The organism is Pseudomonas sp. MWU347 (assembly GCF_017947305.1).
Classification (GTDB): Bacteria; Pseudomonadota; Gammaproteobacteria; order Pseudomonadales; family Pseudomonadaceae; genus Aquipseudomonas; species Aquipseudomonas putida_A.
The window spans coordinates 153,006-174,368 of record NZ_JAFGZB010000011.1; the positions used below are offsets into that span (position 1 = coordinate 153,006).

Annotated in this window: 18 protein-coding genes and 1 pseudogene; 7 read left to right on the plus strand and 12 right to left on the minus strand. The window is 60.8% G+C overall.

Translation table 11 applies throughout. The features are described from left to right. Positions 1–5 precede the first annotated feature (5 nt). Positions 6–881, minus strand: coding sequence for an AraC family transcriptional regulator (locus tag KCG87_RS22780; RefSeq protein WP_027610904.1), 876 nt, complete (start codon positions 879–881; stop codon positions 6–8). 254 nt (positions 882–1,135) lie between these two features. Between KCG87_RS22780 and KCG87_RS22785 the strand changes: the two genes are divergently transcribed. After that, positions 1,136–2,038 (plus strand): DMT family transporter, encoded by a 903-nt coding sequence (locus KCG87_RS22785; protein WP_134785470.1) that lies wholly within the window; start codon positions 1,136–1,138, stop codon positions 2,036–2,038. 19 nt (positions 2,039–2,057) lie between these two features. Here KCG87_RS22785 and KCG87_RS22790 read toward each other — a convergent pair whose 3' ends face one another. The 4 genes from KCG87_RS22790 to KCG87_RS22805 all read right to left on the minus strand — a co-directional run bounded on the left by KCG87_RS22790 (position 2,058) and on the right by KCG87_RS22805 (position 6,179). After that, a complete protein-coding gene (locus KCG87_RS22790; RefSeq protein WP_210558926.1) occupies positions 2,058–2,567 on the minus strand; it encodes a DUF2165 domain-containing protein in 510 nt (169 codons plus the stop codon). Positions 2,568–2,715: 148 nt separating this feature from the next. Beyond that, the gene (locus KCG87_RS22795) at positions 2,716–3,690 is read right to left on the minus strand and encodes a D-glycerate dehydrogenase (RefSeq protein ID WP_098967279.1); all 975 of its coding nucleotides are present in this window, start codon (positions 3,688–3,690) and stop codon (positions 2,716–2,718) included. Between the two features lie 763 nt (positions 3,691–4,453). Then, the gene (locus KCG87_RS22800) at positions 4,454–4,828 is read right to left on the minus strand and encodes a DUF6124 family protein (RefSeq protein ID WP_097090429.1); all 375 of its coding nucleotides are present in this window, start codon (positions 4,826–4,828) and stop codon (positions 4,454–4,456) included. A 382-nt stretch (positions 4,829–5,210) separates the two neighbouring features. Further along, positions 5,211–6,179, minus strand: a complete 969-nt coding sequence (locus tag KCG87_RS22805) for a LysR family transcriptional regulator (protein WP_027610909.1) — start codon at positions 6,177–6,179, stop codon at positions 5,211–5,213. A 275-nt stretch (positions 6,180–6,454) separates the two neighbouring features. On the opposite strand from KCG87_RS22805, the gene KCG87_RS22810 reads away from it, so the two are divergent. The 4 genes from KCG87_RS22810 to KCG87_RS22825 all read left to right on the plus strand — a co-directional run bounded on the left by KCG87_RS22810 (position 6,455) and on the right by KCG87_RS22825 (position 11,450). Further along, positions 6,455–7,954, plus strand: a complete 1,500-nt coding sequence (locus tag KCG87_RS22810) for an efflux transporter outer membrane subunit (protein ID WP_183785851.1) — start codon at positions 6,455–6,457, stop codon at positions 7,952–7,954. Positions 7,955–8,190: 236 nt separating this feature from the next. Further along, on the plus strand, positions 8,191–10,383 hold the full coding sequence (locus KCG87_RS22815; protein ID WP_210558927.1) for an FUSC family protein: 2,193 nt from the start codon (positions 8,191–8,193) through the stop codon (positions 10,381–10,383). Then, positions 10,373–10,573, plus strand: coding sequence for a DUF1656 domain-containing protein (locus tag KCG87_RS22820; protein ID WP_003221811.1), 201 nt, complete (start codon positions 10,373–10,375; stop codon positions 10,571–10,573). The genes KCG87_RS22815 and KCG87_RS22820 overlap by 11 nt, the downstream gene beginning before the upstream one ends. 10 nt (positions 10,574–10,583) lie before the next feature. Next, the gene (locus tag KCG87_RS22825) at positions 10,584–11,450 is read left to right on the plus strand and encodes an HlyD family secretion protein (RefSeq protein ID WP_139053810.1); all 867 of its coding nucleotides are present in this window, start codon (positions 10,584–10,586) and stop codon (positions 11,448–11,450) included. A gap of 129 nt (positions 11,451–11,579) precedes the next feature. On the opposite strand, the gene KCG87_RS22830 is transcribed toward KCG87_RS22825, so the two are convergent. Together KCG87_RS22830 and KCG87_RS22835 are read right to left on the minus strand one after the other, a co-directional pair. Continuing rightward, complete coding sequence (locus tag KCG87_RS22830) at positions 11,580–11,978, minus strand: DUF4440 domain-containing protein (RefSeq protein ID WP_210558928.1); 399 nt, start codon at positions 11,976–11,978, stop codon at positions 11,580–11,582. Then, positions 11,975–13,345, minus strand: coding sequence for an MFS transporter (locus KCG87_RS22835; RefSeq protein ID WP_210558929.1), 1,371 nt, complete (start codon positions 13,343–13,345; stop codon positions 11,975–11,977). Before KCG87_RS22835 ends, KCG87_RS22830 begins: the two co-directional genes overlap by 4 nt. 109 nt (positions 13,346–13,454) lie before the next feature. Here KCG87_RS22835 and KCG87_RS22840 point away from each other — a divergent pair, with 109 nt between their 5' ends. Further along, the gene (locus KCG87_RS22840; RefSeq protein WP_183785843.1) at positions 13,455–14,336 is read left to right on the plus strand and encodes a LysR family transcriptional regulator; all 882 of its coding nucleotides are present in this window, start codon (positions 13,455–13,457) and stop codon (positions 14,334–14,336) included. 100 nt (positions 14,337–14,436) lie between these two features. Here the strand turns inward: KCG87_RS22840 and KCG87_RS22845 are convergent. The 3 genes and pseudogenes from KCG87_RS22845 to KCG87_RS22855 all read right to left on the minus strand — a co-directional run. Then, a pseudogene (locus KCG87_RS22845) lies at positions 14,437–14,622 on the minus strand (short-chain dehydrogenase); the annotation flags it as partial. A 64-nt stretch (positions 14,623–14,686) separates the two neighbouring features. After that, positions 14,687–15,511 (minus strand): SDR family oxidoreductase, encoded by an 825-nt coding sequence (locus tag KCG87_RS22850; protein ID WP_134785478.1) that lies wholly within the window; start codon positions 15,509–15,511, stop codon positions 14,687–14,689. A 36-nt stretch (positions 15,512–15,547) separates the two neighbouring features. Then, positions 15,548–16,012 carry a multidrug transporter gene (locus KCG87_RS22855; RefSeq protein ID WP_210558930.1) on the minus strand — a complete coding sequence of 155 codons (465 nt, stop codon included), beginning with the start codon at positions 16,010–16,012 and terminating at the stop codon, positions 15,548–15,550. 178 nt (positions 16,013–16,190) lie between these two features. Here KCG87_RS22855 and KCG87_RS22860 point away from each other — a divergent pair, with 178 nt between their 5' ends. Then, positions 16,191–19,043, plus strand: a complete 2,853-nt coding sequence (locus KCG87_RS22860; protein WP_210558931.1) for an RHS repeat-associated core domain-containing protein — start codon at positions 16,191–16,193, stop codon at positions 19,041–19,043. Between the two features lie 74 nt (positions 19,044–19,117). Here the strand turns inward: KCG87_RS22860 and KCG87_RS22865 are convergent, their stop codons facing one another. Together KCG87_RS22865 and KCG87_RS22870 are read right to left on the minus strand one after the other, a co-directional pair. Beyond that, complete coding sequence (locus KCG87_RS22865) at positions 19,118–20,569, minus strand: mannose-1-phosphate guanylyltransferase/mannose-6-phosphate isomerase (protein WP_090281856.1); 1,452 nt, start codon at positions 20,567–20,569, stop codon at positions 19,118–19,120. Positions 20,570–20,694: 125 nt separating this feature from the next. Beyond that, on the minus strand, positions 20,695–21,351 hold the full coding sequence (locus KCG87_RS22870) for an alginate O-acetyltransferase AlgF (RefSeq protein ID WP_007969549.1): 657 nt from the start codon (positions 21,349–21,351) through the stop codon (positions 20,695–20,697). Positions 21,352–21,363 lie beyond the last annotated feature (12 nt).

The window sequence follows — 21,363 nt, forward strand, 5'->3', positions numbered from 1 at the left end:
CGCCTCTAACGCAAAAATGCCTGCCGATATTCCCCAGGCGTCCCACCCAACACCTGCCGAAACCGGTTGGTGAAATGACTGGCACTGGCAAACCCGCACGCCAGTGCAATCTCCCCCAGCGGCAACGCCGTGCCGCGCAACAATTCCCGCGCCCGGTTCAAGCGCCGCGCCAGCACGTACTGATGCGGCGGCAGGCCGAAGCTCACGCGAAACATCCGCGCAAAGTGGTATTCCGACAGCGCACACAATCCGGCCAGTTGCCCGAGGCTGATCGGCTCGGCCAACTGATTGTCGATGAACTCGACCAGTTGCCGCCGCTGATGGGGCGCCAGTCCGCCCTTGAGGCGCACACCCTGCCGGGCGCCGACCTGGCTGAGCAGGGTATGGCTGATCAATTCATGCGCAATGCTGCTGGTCAGCAGGCGTTCGGCCGGTTCGTCCCAATTCAGTGTCAGTAACTGACGAAAGCGTCGGGCCTGCTGCGGATCTTCCAGAAAGGTCTGCTCGCGCAACTGCATCTCTCGCGGCTCGCGATCCAGCAGCGTGACGCAACCCAAGGCAAATTGTTCGGCGCTGAAATACAGATGAGCGAGACGCAGATCGCCGTTGATCACCCAGCCCGATTGGTGATCGGCGGGCAGGATGCACAACTTGTCCGGTCCGCCCTTGCGCCCCGGTTGGCCACGGCGAAAGGTGCCCGTGCCCCCGGCGATGTAGCAGGAAAGCGTGTGGTGGCTCGGCGTTTCGTATTCCTGGGCATCGTGGTGGTTGGTCCACAGGGCCGCAGACAAGCCGTCACCGAGATCGGCGCTGTGCAACAGGCGTGCATTCGGCGAGCGGTTGAGGGCTTGGAAGACTTGCAGGGTATCGATAGCGGCCATATTCGGTTCTCTCCAACGCCTTGCATCCTACTCCGTAGCTTTCGCGCTGCCAGCCTGTCGAGCGACAAAAGCGCAAGAATCTGCAAGCGCCCCGATCGTTGCTGTCGCACCCTGAACCTCCATACAACACAACCCTGTGGCGAGGGAGCTTGCTCCCGCCGCGCTGCGCAGCGGACCCATCAGTGAGTGCTGCGCACTCAAGCGCGAGCAAGCTCGCTTGCCACAGAGTGCCCGGTGTTCTCAGGAGTTTCGTCATGAACCTTTCGCTGTATCTGCTGACCGTGCTGATCTGGGGCACCACCTGGATTGCCCTGAAATGGCAACTGGGCGTGGTGGCGATTCCGGTGTCGATCGTTTATCGCTTCGGTCTCGCCGCGCTGGTGCTGTTCGTGCTGTTGCTGCTCAGTCGGCGGCTGCAACCGATGAATCGGCGTGGCCATTTGATCTGTGTGGCGCAGGGGTTGTGCCTGTTCTGCGTCAACTTCATGTGCTTTCTGACCGCCAGCCAGTGGATTCCCAGCGGGCTGGTGGCGGTGGTGTTTTCCACGGCCACTTTGTGGAATGCGCTCAATGCACGCGTATTCTTCGGTCAGCGCATCGCGCGCAATGTTTTGATGGGCGGGGCGCTCGGCCTGTTTGGTCTGGGAATGCTGTTCTGGCCGGAACTGGCCGGCCATCACGCCAGCCCCGAAACGTTGCTTGGTCTTGGCCTGGCGCTGTGTGGCACCTTGTGTTTTTCGGCGGGCAATATGTTGTCGAGTCTGCAGCAGAAGGCAGGCTTGAAACCCTTGACCACCAATGCCTGGGGCATGGCCTACGGGGCGGCGATGTTGTCGGTGTGGTGTCTGGTCAATGGCATTGCGTTCGACATGGAGTGGTCGCCACGTTACGTCGGGGCGTTACTGTATCTGGTGATCCCCGGTTCGGTGATCGGCTTCACCGCGTACCTGACGTTGGTCGGACGTATGGGGCCGGAGCGTGCGGCGTATTGCACCGTGCTGTTCCCGGTGGTGGCACTGAACGTGTCAGCGTTTGTTGAAGGTTATCAGTGGACGGCACCGGCGTTGTTCGGGCTGGTGTTGGTGATGCTGGGTAATGTCTTGGTGTTTCGTAAGCCGAAAACGCTGGTGGCGCCGGTGCAGGGGAAGTTGGTATGAAACAAACGATCACTGAACATCAGCGCTCGACTTTCAAGGTGATGTAAATCATCACCGGGAATATGAAGTCAATGATATGCCGGGCCCAGTCCTTGGCATTCCATGATTGTGAGGTGTCCATGTCAAACCATTCCACCCCCACGGTTTGCAGGCACACGTAATAAATGAAAATTGCCGCCAGTATGCCCATGATCGAGAACTTTTTTGCCTCATGGAATACCTCTGCAGGCGCATTGATGTGCCGATAGAGTTGATAGGTGCCTATCAGGCATAACGTCGTATACGTTACTTCCATCGTGATGATGAACCAGTAGATCCGGTGATGAATCATCGGTGAATCGATGGCTCGGTATTTTATGGACTCATTGGCGGTGGTAGTGTCCATGCTCAGGATATGAGCCACGTACGTGTAGTTCGAGTCATAGTCGGTAAAGTTGTGAATCATCACCAATACACCAAAGAAGCTGATGTAAGCCATCAATATAACTTTGCTGTAGCGAATAACTTTATCGGTTGTCAGGTTGTTCACGGGATTAGCTCTCCATAGCAGTGGTCGATCATTCGATTGCCAGGCAGAGCTTATAATGCTGTTGTTAAATTGGCTTTGTTGTTCAATTTCAAGTTGTGTAGGGCGGCAACTAACGGGCAAGTGCGGTTCTGCACTTGCCCGTCATTTTTTATCCGCGCCAGACTTGCGGATTGACCAGGTCCTGCGGGCGTTCGCCGAGCAGCGCGCTGCGCAGATTGGCCAGTGCACGATCGGCCATGGCTTCGCGCGTTTCATTCGTGGCGGAGCCGATGTGCGGCAATGTCACAGCATTTTTCAACTGGAACAGCGGCGACTCGGCCAGCGGTTCTTTCTCGTAGACGTCCAGTCCGGCGCCACGGATGCGATTGTTTTGCAGGGCTTCGATCAGCGCCGGCTCGTCGACCACCGGGCCACGGGAGATGTTGACCAAAATCGCCCCCGGCTTCATCAACGCCAATTCGCGATGGCTGATCAGGTGGCGGGTCTTGTCGCTGAGCGGCACCACCAGGCAGACGAAGTCGGCTTCGGCGAGCAACTGGTCGAGGCTGCGAAACTCTGCGCCGAGTTGCTGTTCCAGTTCGGTCTTGCGGCTGTTGCCGCTGTAGATAATCGGCATGTTGAAGCCGAAATGGCCACGGCGGGCGACGGCGGCGCCGATGTTGCCCATGCCGACGATGCCCAGGGTTTTGCCGTGGACGTCACAGCCGAACAACGGTGCGCCGACGCTGGCCTGCCATTGGCCGGCCTTGGTCCAGGCGTCGAGTTCGGCGACGCGGCGGGCGCTGCTCATGATCAGGGCGAAGGCGAGGTCGGCGGTGCTTTCGGTGAGCACGTCCGGGGTGTTGGTGAGCATGATCCCGCGTTCATTGAAGTAGTCGAGGTCGTAGTTGTCGTAGCCGACGGAGACGCTGGAGACTACTTCGAGTTTTGTGGCGGTTTCGAGTTGGGCTTTGCCGAGTTTGCGGCCGACGCCGATCAGGCCGTGGGCGTGGGGGAGGGCTTCGTTGAATTGGGCGTTGATGTCGCCGTTCTTTGGGTTGGGGACGATGACGTCGAACTCTTGCTGCAGGCGTTCGATCATGGGTGGGGTGATGCGGCTGAAGGCCAGGACTGTTTTTTTCATCGCTATGGGCTCGGCTTCTGGGCTTTATTGCCAAGCAAGCTAACATTTCTGTTTTGGGTTGTCTTGGCGGCCTCTGGGCCGACCATGCTTTGGGTTGATGGGGGACATATCCGTTGCTTCGGGGGCTGCTGCTGGCGGTTTCGCTCTTACAGCGACTCCCTTTGGCAAACGCCCCAAAGGAAGCAAAGGTCTTGGCCCCTGCGTTCGGCCCTCGCTTAGGCTCGGGTTCCTTCGTTGCGGGGTTCATCCGGGGGCATCGCCTCCGGTTTGCTTCGCTGCACCTCCTCTCGATGTATGCGGCTTCGCCGCATGGCGCTGCGCGCCTACCCCCGGATAACCCCCTCCACTCAGCCTGCCGATGGGGCCGGCACGGCAAGATCAAGAGCTTTCGGCGAGCTGACACTCGGCCATTTGAGTGGTGAAGAGCATGCGGTCTGTCTGGACTGCTTTGCTTTTCTGTAGGAGTGCGCCTGCTCGCGAAGGCGGCCTGACAGCCGACCAGTTTCCAACTGACTGACCCAATCCCACTGTGGGAGCGGGCTTGCCAGCGAAGGCGGCCTGACAGCCGACCACTCTCTAACTGACTCACCCAATCCCTGTGGGAGCTGGCTTGCCAGCGATGGCGGCCTGACAGCCGACCAGTCTCTAACTGACTCACCCAATCCCCCTGTGGGAGCGGGCTTGCTCGCGAAAGCGGTGTGTCAGTCACCGAAAGTGTTGGATGTGCTGACGCCTTCGCGAGCAAGCCCGCTCCCACAATGGCTCAGCTGTGTGCTGCAGGTTGGCTGATTTCCACGTTGTCCAGCACCCGATTCACCGCCAGCTCGGCCAGCATGATGATTTGCTGGATCGCCAGTATCGTCTGTCGCTGCGGGCTTTCGACATAGGCCGCAATGTCGCTGGTCATGATGCTTGCCGAGGCCAGTGATTCGCAGGCGTGAACCAGCAGGCTTTCGTTGTCCATGTCGGGGACGACCTGGAACATGCTGCTGGGTTTGTGGAATCTCACAGCGGCGGCGGAAGGTTTCAGGTAATGGTCGAGTGCACGCTCGGCGGCGTCGTGGAGCTTTTTTGAATCGAGGGATTCGTAGGGGGAGGTGCTTTCGGCTTGGGGCGGATTGGGTGTGGGTTTGATCATGGTGGAACTCCATTCGGGATGTGGAGTTCGCCACGTACTGCGACCAAGCAATAGGGTGGCGAACCGTACGCAGGTTGGTCGACCAGGGAATGGAAACCCGGCAGGGCCAAGGCCCTCCCACGCACAGCTCGCCATTAAGCAAGCTTAAAAAGTGCGCCATTCTAAACCCGGACGACCAAGTCCGGTCGTTGATTCGTCAACGACCCCCTGAGCCTATCCACCCCACTTCCGAGTCACAACCGTCAAAACCTGTCGGAAAACTCCCTTCAAATCACCGCTTCTGTAGGAGCTGCCGTAGGCTGCGATCTTTTGATTTTTAAACATCAAGAGCAAAAGATCACAGCCTGCGGCAGCTCCTACAGTGAACACCGTATGTTGAAAATCAGTTGGCGACGCGGGCTCCGGCGAGGCTCCCACTCAACTCATACGCCGCCAGTTCCGCCTGATGTGCCGCCAATATCTCCGGCAGTGACCCGCGCAAATACTCGACCCAGGTCTTGATCTTCGCATCCAGGTATTGCCGCGACGGGTAGATCGCGTACAGGTTGAGTTCCTGCGAGCGGTAGTTGGGCATCATCCGCACCAGCGTGCCGTTGCGCAGGCCTTCGATGGCGGCGTAGACCGGCAGGACGCCGACGCCCATGCCGCTGATGATCGCGGCTTTCATCGCATCGGCGGAGTTCACCAGGAACGGCGAGCTGTTGATGGTGACCATTTCCTGGCCGTCCGGGCCGTTGAAGGCCCATTTTTCCAGGGGGATCACCGGGCTGACGAGGCGCAGGCAGGCGTGGTTCAGCAGGTCTGCGGGCTTTTGTGCGCAGCCGTTGGCTTTCACGTAGGCCGGGGAGGCGCAGACGATGCTGTAGGTGATGCCCAGGCGTTGCGAGACGAAGCCCGAGTCCGGCAGTTCGCTGGCGAGCACGATGGACACGTCGTAGCCCTCGTCGAGCAGGTCCGGCACGCGGTTGGCCATGGTCAGGTCGAAGGTCACGTCCGGGTGGGTCTTGCGGTAGCGGGCGATGGCGTCGATCACGAAGTGCTGGCCGATGCCGGTCATGGTGTGCACTTTCAACTGGCCGGCGGGGCGGGCGTGGGCCTGGCTGGCCTCGGCTTCGGCTTCTTCGACATAGGCCAGGATCTGTTCGCAGCGCAGCAGGTAGCGCTTGCCGGCCTCGGTCAGGGCGATGCGCCGGGTCGTGCGATTGAGCAGGCGGGTTTGCAGGTGGGCTTCCAGGTTGGAGACCGCGCGCGAGACGTTGGCCGTGGTGGTGTCGAGTTGCACGGCGGCGGCGGTGAAGCTGCCGGCTTCGGCCACACAACTGAAGGCGCGCATGTTTTGCAATGTGTCCATGGGGTGCTCTCAAGGGAGATGGCAAATTGTGACACGAAGTTTCAGGGGCTGAGACCCCCGACCAACGGATTATCTCGTTAACGGTAACAAAGATTCACAGGAATCCCAGCTTATCGCCACCAAGGCGCCCACCTAGAATTGCGCCGCTCCCTGTAGGAGCTGCCGCAGGCTGCGATCTTTTGATTTTGTTTTAAGGGAATCAAGATCAAAAGATCGCAGCCTGCGGCAACCCCTGCACAAATCCCCGCCTTATCCTCTTTCAGGAATTCGCAGCTGTGCCGCGTCGCATCATCAGAGCGCTTTTGCCGCTCAGTGTTCTGGCTTTTACCCTGGGTCTCAGCGGCTGCATCTCAACGCAAGGAATTGCCCCGCATAGCACGGCATTGGAAGCCGACGCACTGGCCACTGACGACGCCATCGCCCACGCCGCCCGTGACGCCAACTGGCCCACCGCACAATGGTGGCAAGCCTACGGCGACCCGCAACTCAATCACTGGATCGACCTCGCCGTGCAGGGCAGTCCGAGCATGGCCATGGCCGCTGCACGGGTGCGTCAGGCCAAGGCGCTGGCCGGTGTCGCCGAGGCCGCCGAGTCGTTGCAGATCAATGGCGAGTCGACACTCAAACGCCACAACTGGCCGACCGACCAGTTCTACGGCCCGGGCGAGCTGGCCAACACCACCACCTGGGACAACAACGCCGCGCTGGGTTTCAGCTACGCCCTCGACCTCTGGGGGCGGGAAAGCAATGCCAGCGAACGCGCGGTGGATCTGGCGCACATGAGCGCCGCCGAAGCGCGGCTGGCGCAGCTGGAATTGCAGAACAATATCGTGCGCGCCTACATCGAGCTGTCGCTGCATTACGCCCAGCGCGACATCGTCGCCGCGACCCTCAAGCAGCAACAGCAGATTTTGGATCTGGCGCAGAAGCGTCTGGACGGCGGCATCGGCACGCACTTTGAAGTCAGTCAGGCGGAAACGCCGTTGCCGGAGACCCATCGGCAACTGGATGCGCTGGACGAAGAAATCGCCCTGAGCCGCAACCAGATCGCCGCGCTGGCCGGCAAAGGCCCGGGCGACGGTGCGCAGTTGCAGCGGCCGACGCTGGCGCTGGGTGCTGCGTTGAAACTGCCATCGGCATTGCCCGCCGAGTTGCTCGGTCAGCGCCCGGACGTGGTCGCCAGTCGCTGGCAAGTGGCGGCCCAGGCACGCGGCATCGATGTCGCGCATGCCGGGTTTTATCCCAACGTCGATCTGGTCGGCAGCCTTGGCTACATGGCCACCGGCGGCGGGGCGCTGGAGTTTTTGACTGGCAAGAAACTCAATTACAACGTCGGCCCGGCAATCTCGCTGCCGATCTTCGACGGTGGGCGTTTACGCAGCGAATTGGGTGAAGCCTCCGCCGGGTATGACATCGCCGTGGCGCATTACAACCAGACGCTGGTCAATGCGCTGAAGAACATCTCCGACCAGTTGATCCGTCGCGAGTCGATGGACAAGCAGCAAGCCTTCGCCGCCGAGTCGGTGGCTACCGCGCAGAAGACCTACGACATCGCGATGATCGCCTATCAGCGTGGCCTCACCGATTACCTCAACGTGCTGAATGCGCAGACCTTGCTGTTCAAGCAACAGCAAGTGCAGCAGCAGGTGCAGGCGGCGCGCTTGAGTGCGCATGCCGAGTTGGTGACGGCGTTGGGTGGCGGCCTCGGGGCTGGCAATGATGTGCCCACAGCCGAGCAAACCCTGGCCCCGAAAACCCCGGCCCTTTTGCGGTGAACACACGATCTCTTTGGCAATTTAATACCTGTGGTGAGGGGATTTATCCCCGATGGGCTGCGAAGCAGACCCAATACGGGCCTGTGCAATCTGACTGTGAGAACTCAATTGCCTTGTTTGGGGTTGCTACGCAACCCGTCGGGGATAAATCCCCTCACCACAGAGTTTGTGTTCACCACAAAAATTGATGTTTGCCACAGATGACTCTTCAGTCCTCAATCATTGAGCAAGACCAAATGACTCCCTTGCCCGCACCTCTACGCTGGCTCTACTCCCTGGAATGGCGTCGGGGTTTGTTTGACTGGGCGCGCAGCGATGGCGTGACCTGGGTGTATATCTTCAAGGTATTGCTCGCCGCGTTCCTCACGCTGTGGCTGGCGATGCGCCTGGAGTTGCCGCAACCGCGCACGGCGATGATCACCGTGTTCATCGTCATGCAGCCGCAGAGCGGCCAGGTGTTCGCCAAGAGTTTCTATCGTTTCCTTGGCACCCTGGCCGGGTCGGCGATGATGGTTACGCTGATCTCGCTGTTCGCGCAGAACACTGAGTTGTTCCTCGGTTCGCTGGCGATTTGGGTCGGCATCTGCTCGGCCGGTGCGGCGCGTTGCCGTAACTTCCGCGCCTACGGTTTTGTCCTCGCCGGCTACACCGCCGCGATGGTCGGCCTGCCGGCGCTGGCGCATCCGGACGGTGCGTTCATGGCCGCCGTCTGGCGGGTGCTGGAAATCTCGCTGGGGATTCTCTGCTCGACGGTGGTCAGCGCCGCGATCCTGCCGCAAACAGCCAGCGCGGCGATGCGCAACGCGCTGTATCAGCGCTTCGGCGTGTTCGCGTTGTTCGTCACCGATGGCTTGCGCGGACGCAGCAAAGCCGAATCGTTCGAAGCGAGCAACGTGCGTTTCATCGCCGAAGCGGTGGGCCTGGAAGGGCTGCGCAGCGTCACCGTGTTCGAAGACCCGCACATGCGTCGGCGCAACGGTCGCCTCAGCCGTTTGAACAGCGAGTTCATGGGCATCACCACCCGCTTCAACGCCCTGCATCAGTTGCTGGAACGCCTGCGCGTGAATGACGAAGAACACGTGGTGGCCGCGATCCGGCCGGGCCTGCAGGATCTGGCGGAAGTACTCGACGGCTTCAGTGGCCGCGCCTTGACCAGCCCGGACGCCGCACGTCTGGCAACGGAGTTGGCCACGTACAAGGAAGGCCTGCCGACGCGAGTGCGAACCTTGCGCGGGATTTTCCAGGAAACCGGTCCGACTGAAGCCGAGCAACTGGACTTCCACACCGCGTACGAGCTGCTCTATCGCTTCGTCGACGACCTGCACAGTTATGCACAGACCCACGCCTCGCTTGCCGATCACCGCCACGAACGTGAGCGCTGGGACGAGCCGTTCACCCCGCAAACCAACTGGTGGGCCGCCGCGGCTTCGGGGATTCGCGCCTCGTTCATCCTGATTGTGCTGGGCAGCTATTGGGTCGCCACCGCGTGGCCGAGCGGCGCGACCATGACCCTGATCGCTGCCGCCACCGTGGGCCTGTCCGCCGCCACGCCGAACCCGAAACGCATGGCTTTTCAAATGGCCTGCGGTACGTTCCTCGGGGCGCTGATCGGCTTCGTCGAGATGTTTTTCATCTTCCCGTGGATCGATGGATTTCCGCTGTTGTGCGTGATGCTTGCGCCAGTGATCGTGCTCGGCTCGTTCCTCGCTTCGCGACCGCAATACGCCGGGGTCGGTCTCGGTCTGTTGATCTTCTTCAGCACCGGTTCGGTGCCGGACAACCTGACCATTTACAACCCCTACACCTTCATCAACGACTACATCGCCATGGTCATGGGCATGCTGGTCTGCGCCGCTGCTGGCGCAATCATTCTGCCGCCCAACAGCCGCTGGTTGTGGAAGCGCCTGGAGCAGGATTTGCGCGGTCAGGTTGTCTACGCGATCAGCGGCAAACTCAAGGGCCTGGCGTCGAGTTTCGAGAGTCGTACTCGTGACTTGCTGCATCAGGCTTATGGTCTCGCCGCCGGGCAGCCGACCGTGCAGAAGAACCTGCTGCGCTGGATGTTCGTGGTGCTCGAAGTCGGCCACGCGATCATCGAGTTGCGCAAGGAACAGGCGATCCTCCCGGTGCATCCGGCGTATGCCGAATCGCAGCCGTGGCGTCAGGCAATTCGCGTGATGGGCCGGGCGCTGGTGCGACTGTTTCTGCAACCGAACCCGAGCAACCTGGAACGCGCACTGGTGGCGGTCGATCACGCGATCAGTCGGGTCGCCGCGACCGACGAGCCGTTCGCGCCGCACTTCGACACGTCCGCGTTACGCCGGGTGAAGAGCTATCTGCACTTCATCCGCACCTCGTTGCTCGATCCGCAATCACCACTCGCTGCCTACGCCGTCGCCAAGCCCGAAGGACTTGCCCATGCCTCGTGAAATCGCCTTCCACGGCGTGTACATGCCGACCATGACCCTGATGTTCTTTGTCGCTGCGGCGCTGGCCTGGGCGCTGGACCGGTTCCTGTCGGGGTTCGACCTGTACCGTTTTTTCTGGCACCCGGCGCTTTTGCGTCTGAGTCTGTTTACCTGTCTGTTCGGCGCCATGGCGCTGACTGTCTACCGTTGAGAACGTTCTGATGAAAAAGTTTTTCAGCCTGCTTGCGACCCTGCTGGTGCTGGCCCTGGCACTGTGGATCGGCCGGACCCTGTGGGAGCACTACATGAATACCCCGTGGACCCGCGACGGCCGGGTGCGGGCGGACATCATCAACGTCGCGGCCGACGTCACCGGGGAAGTGGTCGACGTTCCGGTGCGCGACAACCAATTGGTGAAGAAGGGCGATTTGCTGATGCAGATCGATCCCGAGCACTACCGCATCGCGGTCAAGCAGGCGCAGTCGCTGGTCGCTTCGCGCAAGTCGACCTGGGAGATGCGCAAGGTCAACGCGCATCGTCGTGCCGACCTCGACAACCTGGTGATCTCCAAGGAAAACCGTGACGACGCCAGCAACATCGCCGACGCCGCGCTGGCCGACTATCAACACGCGCAAGCACAACTGGAAGCCGCCGAACTCAACCTCAAACGCACCGAAGTGCGCGCGGCGGTGGACGGCTACGTGACCAACCTCAACGTGCATCGCGGCGACTACGCGCGCATCGGCGAAGCGAAAATGGCCGTGGTCGACATGAACTCGTTCTGGGTCTACGGCTTCTTCGAAGAGACCAAACTGCCGCACGTGCGCGTAGGCGACACGGCCGACATGCAACTGATGAGCGGCGAAGTGTTGAAGGGCCACGTAGAGAGTATTTCTCGCGGCATCTACGACCGCGACAACCCGGAAAGCCGCGAGCTGATCGCCGATGTGAACCCGACGTTCAACTGGGTGCGTCTGGCGCAGCGGGTGCCGGTGCGCATTCACATCGACGAAGTGCCGGAGGGTGTGTTGTTGGCGGCGGGGATTACTTGCACGGTGGTGGTGAAGCAAGAGTCTGTGGATAACTGACAGACCGCGCCGACTGAATCGCGAGCAGGCTCACTCCTACACTGGATCTCTGCCACACCGAAGATTCCTTGTAGGAGTGAGCCTGCTCGCGATAAGGACAACCCGGTCTTTCAGACCAAAACCGAGTAATCACTCAGCGCAAAACGTCTCCTGCAAATGCCGCCACAGCACCCGCCCGGCCTCGGTCTTTTCAAACACCACCGTCGACCGGCGATCGGTGCGCAACCCGCTCGCATCGCTCTGCTGCTCGCGATAACTCAGCGTCGCGCCATGCGCATGCAGCGCAATCCCGCGTAGCTCACTGAGCTCGATCCTGAATCCTGGCTTCTTCCCGCCTGCGGCTTGAAACAGCGCGCGCAAGGCTTCGATATCCAGCGCCCGGCCCAGCGGCGTGACCATGGAAAAATCCGCCGAGAATCGGCTCAGCAAGCGCTCCATTTCGGCTGAATCCTGCTCCACGGCAAACCAGCGTTCGATCACCAGGTGGGCCTGGATCACTTCATCAAAATATTCGTTGTAGTCAGTCATGTGGATTTTTCCTGAAGGGGAGGTGGGCTCAGCAGGGCGAGCACTGTGGAGGCGTCGAAACGCAGCACGGCGACCATTGGCAGCAATGTGAGCAAGGCCGCCGCGACAAAGCAGTATTTGAATCCGTTGCCGCCCAGTGCGCCCAACAGCGAACTGAGCAACGCGGCGCCAAGACAGAAACCGAGCTGGCGATTGATGTTCCACAGAGCGCTGGAGTGGCCCATTTTTTCCGGCGCGATGCCGACAAATGCCAGGCTCTGCGCGGTGACGCTGCACAGGCTGCCGCCCAGTCCCATCAAGGCATAGGCAATGATCAGCGGCGTGGCGGCGGGTTGTTCGATGCGCATCAGCAGGACAATCCCCAGGCACTGCAAAAGCATCCCGGTGATCAGCAGCGGTTTGGGGCCAATGCGGTTGAAACTGCGTTTGCCGAGCATGATCGCCATACCCGATGCGGCTGCCCAGGACAGCATCAGCGCACCGGTCTGCGCCGCGCCGAAACCGAGGTCGTGCAGGTACAACACGGCAATCATGTTAGTGCCGGTAAACACCCCGGGCACGAACAGGTAGATCAGCATTGCCAAACGCAGTGACGGACTCTTGAGCAGTTGCAGGTCGAGCACCGCGTCGGGTTTGTGCCAGCCATCACGCAGGTACAGCCATAAGGTCAGGACGCCGAGCAGCAGAACTCCGCCGGCGAGGTGTCGGGTAGCGGCGGCGCTCGCCAGGCTCACGGCAATCAACAACAGAGTCAGGGCTGCCACCGCCAGCAGCAGGCCGCGCAGATCCAGTGTCGGGCGTTCCGTGTCGGGTTGATCCGCTTGCAACCACAGCAGACCCAGGCCGAACGCGAGCAGCGCCAGCGGCATGTTCAGGTAGAAAATCCAGCGCCATGACAACGCCTCGACGATCAGGCCGCCCGCCGCCGGCGACAGGGCTGGCACCATCAGCGCGACCATCAGCACCACGCCGGTCAGGTGCGCGCGTTGCGCCGCCGGAAATTGCCGATAGGCCAAAGCCTGACCGATCGGCAGCAACAAGCCGCCACCGAGCCCTTGCAGCAAACGCCAGCCGATCAGGCTTTCAATCGACCCGGCCTGGGCCACCAGCCCCGAGGCGATGCCGAACAGCAGCAGCGAGCCGAGTATCAACCGCCGCTCGCCCAGCCGCGCCGCCAGCCACACGCTCAGCGGAATGATCAGTGTCAGCCCGAGCATGTAGGCGTTGGTAATCCACGCCAATTGCGTCACCGAGGCCTGTAATTCCCGGGCGATGTCCGGGTAGGCGATGCTCGCGGCGAACATGTTCAGCAGGTCGAGGGCAAATCCGAACAGATACACCAGCGCGACTTTCGAGCGATAGGCCATGGCAGCTTCCCTGTGATGAGACGCGCAGGGTAGTGCGCTTGTGGTGTTAGGAAAACGCTGGTTTGCCTGCTAGTTTGTCAAAATAATTTTGACAGGGAGCGCGCTGGATATGGTCAGCCTGGACCGTTTTGACACCTTCAAAGCCGTGGTCGAGGCCGGGTCGTTGACGGCCGCCGCCGATACCTTGGGCCAGACCCGCGCGGTGGTCAGCTTCAATCTCAAGCGCCTGGAAGAAGAGTTGGGCGTCACCTTGCTCACGCGCAACACCCGGCAACTGGCCCTGACCGATGCCGGGGAGCGCTTCTATCGGCGCTGCCTGCGTACCCTCGACGAAGCGCGACTGGCGATCGAGGAAGCGCGCTCCGAGCATTCGCAACTCAAGGGCACGTTGCGCATCACCACCACCGTGGAATTCGCCCTGGCCCAAGTGGTGCCGGCGCTGGAGGTGTTTCGCCAGCAACAGCCGCAACTGAACATTCACTTGTCGACGTCCTCGACCCACGCCGATCTGATCTCCGAACGCTTCGACATGGCGATTCGTCTGGGACGCATGCACGACTCCAATCTGCGTGCGGTGCAGTTGTCGAGGTTTGAAGTGTATGCGGTGGCCGCGCCGCAACTGGTCGAACGCTTTGCGCCGGTTGCCACGCTGGCGACGCTGGAATCGATGCCGACGCTTGGCCATGGCCGTGTCCCGGAAATGACCGTGACCGACCCGGCCGGCAGCGAGCACGTCTACCAGCCAAAACCGGGGACCACCGCCATCGTCGCCGACAACTCGGCGACGCTCAGGGCGTTTGCGCTGACTGGCCAAGGCGTGGCGATTTTGCCGCAGTGGCTGATTCAGGAGGATCTGCAGGCGGGGCGATTGGTGCGGTTGCTGGCCGATTATCGCTTTGCCCAGCAGGGTGTTTATGCGCTGTACCCGGATACCCGGCATCTGCCGCTGAAGGTACGGGCGTTTATTGATTTCATGAAGGGCTGGGGCTGAATGCTGGCTGATCTGGCCCCTTCGCGAGCAAGCCCGCTCCCACATTTGGAATGCATTCTCTTGTGGGAGCGGGCTTGCTCGCGAAAGCGTCAACCCGGTCTCAGAGCTTCCCACGCAAGCCGAACCGCTTCATCAACGTCGACTCCAGCAATCCCTTGGGCAATAACGTCGCCAGCAACGGCAACGCGCGGCTGCCATTACCAATGCGGATCAAGCGTGGCGGCGTGCTCTGCTGCACAGCCTTGAGCAACTCAGCCGCAAACTCACTGGCCGGCGTCGATTTCTCCTCCCACATTTGGAATGCATTCTCCTGTGGGAGCGGGCTTGCTCGCGAAAGCGTCAACCCGGTCTCAGAGCTTCCCACGCAAGCCGAACCGCTTCATCAACGTCGACTCCAGCAATCCCTTGGGCAATAACGTCGCCAGCAATGGCAACGCGCGGCTGCCATTACCAATGCGGATCAAGCGTGGCGGCGTGTTCTGCTGCACCGCTTTGAGCAACTCAGCCGCAAACTCACTGGCCGGCGTCGGCTTGTCCTGCGATGCCTTGGCCCGCGCACGAATCCCCTCGCGCAACGGAAACCACGGTGATTGCTCGTTGATCAGTTGCTCGGCTTCGTGCCCGGCATTCTTGGCAAAGCTCGACTGGATCGCCCCAGGCTGGACCTCCATCACGCGGATACCGAACGGCGCCAGCTCCATGCGCAGCGCATCGCTCAGCGCATGCACCGCGGCCTTCGAGGCGCAGTAGGCGCCGGCGAACGGCGTGACCAGTACCCCTGAGACACTGCCGATGTTCACCACCAGCCCCTTGGCCCGGCGCAGCACCGGGAACAGTGCGCGAGTGACGCCGACAATCGAGAACACGTTGGTCTCGAACTGGCGCTGCATGGCCGGCACGCCGCCATCGAGCAGCGGCCCCATCGCGCCATAACCGGCGTTGTTGATCAGCACGTCGAGGCCGCCGTGTTGCTGGTTGATGCGCTCAGCGAGTTGTTCCAGCGCCACACTGTCATTGACGTCCAGCGCGATTGCGCTGAACCCGGCAGCGGCGAGGGCCGCGACGTCTTCAGCCTTGCGCGCACTGGCCCAGACCTCGTAACCGGCGGCTTTGAACGCATCGGCGAGGGCGCGGCCAATGCCGCTGGAGCAACCGGTAATCAACGCAACGGGCATGGCGCATTCCTTGTGCAAAAAATGGGAGGAGGGGGATCAGCCGGAGAAACTGCCCTGCAAGCGCTCGGCACGAAACTCCAGGGTTTGTGGGCGATAACCGGGGCGCAGTGGAGGCATCGGCAGGCAGTCTTCCCAGTCGCCACCGGCCTGCAGTTCGCCGGGGCCGCGATAGCGCGGGGCGGTGTATTGGTTGTCGGCCAGATTGACCGTGTCGCCCGGCGCGTAAGCTGCGATACGCCAGCGCAGTTCAGTCAGCGGCACGTTGTTGCCGTTTTTCATTTTCAATTGCAGCGGCCGATCTGCCGGGCATTGCTCCGGTGCATAGCTGATGCGCATCTCAAGGCGCGCCAGTTGCTTGAGCTCGCGGTTGTCCAGCCACACCACCCACATGGCCACCAGGCCCAGACCGATAGCCGCGGCCACGGAGACCGGCACAGCCTTGGCGGGATAGCGCAGCAGCAGAATCAACCAGGTGATGATCAGCAGGATGCCGATGAACATGAGGGAACGCTCCTTGGTTCGTGAGTACCATCCTACCGGAGGGCCGGCGCAATGGACATTCGCGCGTATTCCGAATGTACCGTCAGTCGGTACTGTAATTTCTGACAGTTGAAAATCGTAAAGCGCGGATGCTCTGATGCCCTGAAGCATGGATAACGCTAGTGCCGGGAGCAAGCTGATGAACAAGCATGGCAAAACACCGACGCTTTCAGTAAGCGACCCGCGCGGACTGCAGGTTCGGACGGTTGGTTATTGGCGTGCCGACGACCTTTGCCCAGCTCAAACCCGCGTCAATCGCACGGCGCGCGACGCTGCCGGAAGGGTTGTGGAACAGTGGGATCCGCGCCTGTGGGCACTGCAAACGACCGAGCCGCTGACGCCAGCGAATCTGCGCACCCTTTATTCGTTGATCGGGCAAACGCTGCGCTCCGACAGCGTCGATGCCGGCACGCAGCTGGCGTTGTACGGGCTGGGTGCCGAGACGCTGTACGACTGGGACAGTCGAGAAACCTGGCGCGAGGTGCAACACGACCCGTTGCTGCGTCCGATTGCCGTGTTCGAAGAAGGCGCATCCGAGCCTGGGCGGTGCGTCGAACGTCTCACTTACGGTCAGCCCGGCGCGGGTGATCCCTCCCGGAATCAGCTGGGCCAGTTGATTCGGCACGATGATCCGGCGGGTAGTGTGTGCTCGCAAAGCTTTGCAATCAGTGGGCAATGCATTGAAAGCACACGGCACTTCACTCTCGACCCCAGCGTCCCCGATTGGCCGCAAAACGTTGATGACCGCCAGCGCTTGCTGGAGCCCGGTGACGGTGCAACGACCCGCTGGCGCTTCGGGCCGCTGGGGCAGGTACTCGAACAAGTCGATGCACGTGATAATCGACAGGACCGCGAGTTGACGCTGGACGGTCAGTTGCGCGCCTGCCATCTGCAATTGCGGCACCAGACCAAAGCGCAAACGCTGGTGAGCGACATTCGTTACAACGCTGATGGGCAAGTCACTCAGGAACTGGCGGGCAATGGTGTGCTGACGACGCTGACCTATCAGCCCGAGGATGGTCTTCTGCTAACCCGCCATGCGAGGAAAGCCGGGGGCGAGATATTGCAACATCTGATCTACGACTACGACCCGATGGGCAACTTGCTGAGCATCGAGGACAAGTCACTGCCGATCCGGTATTTCGCCAACCAGCGTATCGATCCTGCCAGTCGTTTCGACTATGACAGCTTCTACCAGTTGCATGTGGCCACCGGTTGGGAAGCAGGTGCTGCTACTCAAGGTCCGGCGTCCATCGGACGTGACGATCCGGCAGCAGTGAGCAATTATCGACAGACCTTCGACTACGATGAATCCGGCAATCTGCTGCTGCTGACGCATGTTGGCGCGCGCAATGGCCGCGAGCTCAAAGCTGCGCGATCAAGTAATCGCTGTTTGCCTTACCGTAATGGCGTGCCACCGACGGAAGAGGAGATTGCCGCGGCGTTCGATCCCCGTGGCAATTTGCGAGCGCTGTACGCGGGGAGTTCATTGACGTGGAATCTGCGTAATCAGCTGCAATCGGTGACGCCGGTCGAACGTGCCAGCGGCCCCAATGACCGTGAACACTATTGCTACGACGGTGCCGGCCAACGTGTGCGCAAGATTCGCTCACTCCAGACGAATACCCGCGGCGTCACGGCCCAGGTGCGCTATTTGACTGGGCTGGAGCTACGTACCGACACGGCCACCGGTGAACAACTGCAAGTGATCTGCGTCGAGGGCCACATCAGCCGTGTACACGTGCTGCACTGGGAAAGTGCTCCGCCCACCGGTTCCAATGACCATTATCGGTACACGCTGACGGATCATCTCGGATCGACCTGCCTGGAACTGGGCGAGGATGCCCGGCTCATCAGTCAAGAAACATTCTTCCCGTTCGGTGAAACGGCGTGGAGCAAGGACACCGAGGCCAGTTACAAAACCCTGCGTTATTCGGGCAAGGAGCGCGATGCCACAGGTCTTTATTATTATGGCTATCGCTATTACATGCCGTGGTTGCAGCGTTGGTTGAATCCTGATCCGAAAGGCTTTATCGACGGGCCGAACCTGTATCAGATGGTGGGTAACTCGCCCATGAACCATGTCGACCCCGATGGGGGCGGGAAGACCGCCACATCTGAGTTGGCTGACAGTGTGCAAAAGCAGCAGGCATTAATGAGCACGATGACCTCGGCGGCAGCGGACGTCAGAAACTCATTGCTCAACCACACTCAGGCGCGACACCGGTTTCAGGCCCTGGTCAGGCGCGTCGGGACGCAACTGGCCAGCAGCATGTTCAGCGCAGGCGCTCAAGCCGCAGGGGGCACGATTGGCACTGCAATGGGCACCGTGTTCGGACCGGTAGCCGGTTCGCTTGGGGGCAAGATTGGCACGAAGGTCGCCGATAAGTTGGCGGGTGCAGCCATCGACAAGGTGGTGGACACCTATCAGTTGAACCGACCTATCCATTTCAAGGGCAGCGAATTGAATCCCAAGGCTCTGGTTGAAAGCGTCGAGCCGAAAAAGAAGCTGAGTCTTGCCACAGTGAAACTGCAATTGGCAGCGCATGATCCGCGCACAGCCGACGGTCGATCACGATTGACCCAAATGGCGCGCGCCAAGGTCGAGGGCAAAGTGATCGAGGCAGTCTCTGAAAAACTGGGACCAGAAACTCGGGGGCTGTTCCAGACGGGGCGGGAATTCATCCATGCAGCGCAGGGACTGAATGCTGAGGCGTTAAGCAACACTTACGAACATCTTTCGGCAGGCATCGACATGGTCGAGTTCAGGACGCAGGCCATCCTTACCGAGCTGGCAACCACCGGCAGCGCGGATCCGGAGCTTTTCGAAGCGGTCTCCGACTTGTCGATGCAAACGTCCAGTACGCTGCAGAGCCTGCAGCGGACCCAGGACTTTATCGGACTGCTCGCACCGGCTCCCTACGCGGGAAGGCGGCAATCGCTGGGGGGACATTTCCGGCCAAGACTGACTCGACAACATTCGTTGAGTTGAAAAAAAGCCCCCGCCCAACCCACTGCGGATAGGGGACGCAGCGGGCTGGACGGGGGCTTCTCATTGCCGGGTGATCACTGCGCGATGGTTTTCACCGACACGCCGCGTTCGATCGGGGTGGAGCGGCCGTAGATATCTTCGAAGCGCTCGATATCGTCTTCACCGAGATAGCTGCCCGATTGCACTTCGATGATTTCCAGCGGGATCTTGCCCGGGTTGCGCAGGCGGTGCACCGAGGCGATCGGGATGTAGGTCGACTGGTTTTCAGTGAGCAGAAAGACGTTCTCGTCGCAGGTCACTTCAGCAGTGCCACTGACCACAATCCAGTGCTCGGCGCGGTGGTGGTGCATCTGCAGCGACAGGCACGCGCCCGGTTTGACCGAGATGTGCTTGACCTGGAAGCGGCCACCCATGTCCACCGAGTCATACGAGCCCCACGGACGGTAGACCTCGCAGTGGTTCTGGGTTTCGCTGCGACCCTGCTCGTTGAGGGTGTTGACCATCTGCTTGACGCCCTGAACCTTGTCCTTGTGGGCGATCATCATCGCGTCCTTGGTTTCGACCACGACGATGTTTTCCAGACCGATCACCGACACCAGTTTGCCGTTGCCGTGGATCATGCAGTTTTTGCTGTCCTGGATCACCACGTCGCCTTTGCTGACGTTACCGTTGGCGTCTTTCTCGTTGACTTCCCACAGCGACGACCAGCAGCCGACATCGCTCCAGCCAGCGGTCAGCGGCACCACGCAGGCGCGCTGGGTTTTTTCCATCACCGAGTAGTCGATGGAGTTGTCCGGGCAGCAGGCGAAAGTGGCTTCATCCAGTGTGACAGTGTCGGCGTCCTGCTGGCTGCGCTCGAGGGTCAGCAGGCAGGTGTCGTAGATGTCCGGATCGTGCTTTTTCAGCTCTTCGAGGAAGCGGCTGGCGCGGAACAGGAACATGCCGCTGTTCCAGTAGTAGCCGCCGGATTCAACGTACTCGGTGGCACGTTTGACGTCGGGTTTCTCGACGAAGTGCGAGACGCGGCTGACGCCTTCCGGCAGCAGCGAATCGCCGGTGGACTTGATGTAGCCGTAACCGGTTTCCGGCTTGGTTGCCGGCACGCCGAACAGCACCATCTCGCCGTTTTCGGCGGCAACGGTGGCCAGGGCGAGGGCGCGTTGCAGGGCTTTCTGGTCTTCCAGTACGTGGTCGGCCGGCAGCACCAGCATCAGTTCGTCACGCCCTTCGTTGACCAGCATCATCGCGGTCAGCGCCACCGCCGGCGCGGTGTTGCGGCCGAACGGTTCCATCAGGATGCGCTGGCATTCGAGGTTACGGTTGGCCAACTGTTCGTTGACGATGAAGCGGTGATCCTTGTTGCAGACCACGATCGGCGTGTCCATGCCTTCGAACACCAGACGTTCCAGGGTTTGCTGGAACAGCGTGTGTTCACCGGTCAGGGCGAGGAATTGTTTAGGGAATTGCTTACGCGAAAGCGGCCAAAGACGTGAACCGCTACCACCTGACAAGATCACCGGAATCATATTGTTTACTCCATAAAATCGATTGGTTAGAGGCACGAACGTTGTGTCGTTTCACTCTTGTTTTTGTCTCGTATCCGAACTGACAACCCGATCAAGGGTGGGAGGGGGTCAGTCAGGAAAAATGATTAGCGAGTCGACACCGGGCGTTTCACCCAGACTGGCGACAGGCTGCTGCCGGAACCGGTGACGTACAGCACCGCTGCTTCACCGCGCTCCAGCGCGACCGGTTTCACGTCGCCGACTTTCTTGTCGCCTTCGTACAGCGCCAGGCTGACTTTCACCGGGTTGATTTCACGTTCGCCACGGCCCTTGGCCGCCACGTTCGGCACCACGTCGGTCTTGCCGTCGGCGGTCTTCAGGGTCAGCGGCTTGTCGCTGAGGTTCTGCACGCGCACCAGGGATTTCTGCTTGTTCTTGAACGGCGGCTCTTCGATCAGCTGCGGCGCGCCGGACGCGTTGTTGACCAGGGTGTAGTAGTGGTCGCCGGCGAGTTTGACCGGCAGGGTCTGGCTGCCGACCTTGGCGCTGTAGTCACCGCCCGGCATGAAGCTGAAGTCGCTGCTGGCCAGTGGTGCAACGTCGCTCAGGTTGGTGCTGCCGACGGTGGCGCTGACTTCGGCGTTGCTGGCGTTGTAGACCCGCACGAAGGTCGAACCTTTCGGTGCGGTCGGGCCGTACAGCGCGGCGTCGCCACCGGCGAAAGCCTGGACGGAAAGCACGCTGAGGCCTGCAACCAGTGCGAAGCGTTTTGCGAGACGACGAGGAGTAGTTGTGAAAGTCATGGTGTTACCTCT

Excerpts from the sequence above, each read along its gene's own strand:
- KCG87_RS22780 (WP_027610904.1), bottom strand. The coding sequence starts at position 881 with ATGGCCGCTATCGATACCCTGCAAGTCTTCCAAGCCCTCAACCGCTCG.
- KCG87_RS22785 (WP_134785470.1), top strand. The coding sequence starts at position 1,136 with ATGAACCTTTCGCTGTATCTGCTGACCGTGCTGATCTGGGGCACCACC.
- KCG87_RS22795 (WP_098967279.1), bottom strand. The coding sequence starts at position 3,690 with ATGAAAAAAACAGTCCTGGCCTTCAGCCGCATCACCCCACCCATGATC.
- KCG87_RS22800 (WP_097090429.1), bottom strand. The coding sequence starts at position 4,828 with ATGATCAAACCCACACCCAATCCGCCCCAAGCCGAAAGCACCTCCCCC.
- KCG87_RS22805 (WP_027610909.1), bottom strand. The coding sequence starts at position 6,179 with ATGGACACATTGCAAAACATGCGCGCCTTCAGTTGTGTGGCCGAAGCC.
- KCG87_RS22815 (WP_210558927.1), top strand. The coding sequence starts at position 8,191 with ATGACTCCCTTGCCCGCACCTCTACGCTGGCTCTACTCCCTGGAATGG.
- KCG87_RS22820 (WP_003221811.1), top strand. The coding sequence starts at position 10,373 with ATGCCTCGTGAAATCGCCTTCCACGGCGTGTACATGCCGACCATGACC.
- KCG87_RS22825 (WP_139053810.1), top strand. The coding sequence starts at position 10,584 with ATGAAAAAGTTTTTCAGCCTGCTTGCGACCCTGCTGGTGCTGGCCCTG.
- KCG87_RS22830 (WP_210558928.1), bottom strand. The coding sequence starts at position 11,978 with ATGACTGACTACAACGAATATTTTGATGAAGTGATCCAGGCCCACCTG.
- KCG87_RS22835 (WP_210558929.1), bottom strand. The coding sequence starts at position 13,345 with ATGGCCTATCGCTCGAAAGTCGCGCTGGTGTATCTGTTCGGATTTGCC.
- KCG87_RS22840 (WP_183785843.1), top strand. The coding sequence starts at position 13,455 with ATGGTCAGCCTGGACCGTTTTGACACCTTCAAAGCCGTGGTCGAGGCC.
- KCG87_RS22850 (WP_134785478.1), bottom strand. The coding sequence starts at position 15,511 with ATGCCCGTTGCGTTGATTACCGGTTGCTCCAGCGGCATTGGCCGCGCC.
- KCG87_RS22855 (WP_210558930.1), bottom strand. The coding sequence starts at position 16,012 with ATGTTCATCGGCATCCTGCTGATCATCACCTGGTTGATTCTGCTGCTG.
- KCG87_RS22860 (WP_210558931.1), top strand. The coding sequence starts at position 16,191 with ATGAACAAGCATGGCAAAACACCGACGCTTTCAGTAAGCGACCCGCGC.
- KCG87_RS22865 (WP_090281856.1), bottom strand. The coding sequence starts at position 20,569 with ATGATTCCGGTGATCTTGTCAGGTGGTAGCGGTTCACGTCTTTGGCCG.
- KCG87_RS22870 (WP_007969549.1), bottom strand. The coding sequence starts at position 21,351 with ATGACTTTCACAACTACTCCTCGTCGTCTCGCAAAACGCTTCGCACTG.